We start from the raw sequence: 736 nt of genomic DNA on the forward strand, positions 1-736 counted from the left end.
ATGGCGCAGATCTTCGCGGCCCATGCCGAACGCGCGGCCCGCATTGACGCGCTGCGCCCCGGCAACAAGGACCGCCTTTTCGATGGCCTCATGGCCGCCGGCATCACCCATGTCACCGTGACCTTCGACGGTGCTGGCGACAGCGGCCAGATCGAAAGCATCGGCGCATGGTCCGGCGAGACCGCGGTCGATTTCCCCGCGACTGAAATCCCCTATGCCGCGCTGACGTGGGACGATCCCGAGGTCGAGATGCGCAGCCTGTCACTGGAGGATGTGGTCGAGCAACTCGCCTACGATTTCCTCTCCGATACCCATGGCGGTTGGGAGAACAACGACGGCGCCTGGGGCGAGTTCTGCTTCGACGCCGCGGCGCGCTGCATCCATCTCGAGTTTAACGAGCGGTACACCTCGTCCGAACTCTTCACCCATGATTTCTGAGGGGGCGGGTATGGCACATCCGTATCACCACGCCCTGTCCTCGGTGAAGAAATGGGGCGGCACGGTCGATGACTTCATCTCGGTGCATGCCTGGTTAGATGTTATCTGGACAGGCAAGGCTTTTCTCGACCTGTCGGGTAGCGATAGTCCATAGGAGGGGCCCCGCCGTCCGCTCCGCGCGGATCAAAGCGCTGGCGGTGCGGACGGCGGGGAGGTTCCTGTGGTCTATCGCGATTGTCGCGCATCTCCGATTCATCTGTTTATGTTTGACTGTCTTTAGCCACTACCCATCTGCCAG

General features: G+C 62.0%; 1 protein-coding gene and 1 pseudogene. Both read left to right on the plus strand.

All coding sequences use genetic code 11. The annotated features are described in order from the left end of the window. Positions 1-438 (plus strand): DUF6878 family protein, encoded by a 438-nt coding sequence (locus C5F46_RS16280; protein ID WP_107326320.1) that lies wholly within the window; start codon positions 1-3, stop codon positions 436-438. Positions 439-448: 10 nt separating this feature from the next. After that, a pseudogene (locus C5F46_RS17335) lies at positions 449-538 on the plus strand (DUF6915 family protein); the annotation flags it as partial. Between the last annotated feature and the right edge of the window lie 198 nt (positions 539-736).

It is taken from the genome of Phaeovulum veldkampii DSM 11550 (genome assembly GCF_003034995.1).
GTDB classification, from domain to species: Bacteria; Pseudomonadota; Alphaproteobacteria; order Rhodobacterales; family Rhodobacteraceae; genus Phaeovulum; species Phaeovulum veldkampii.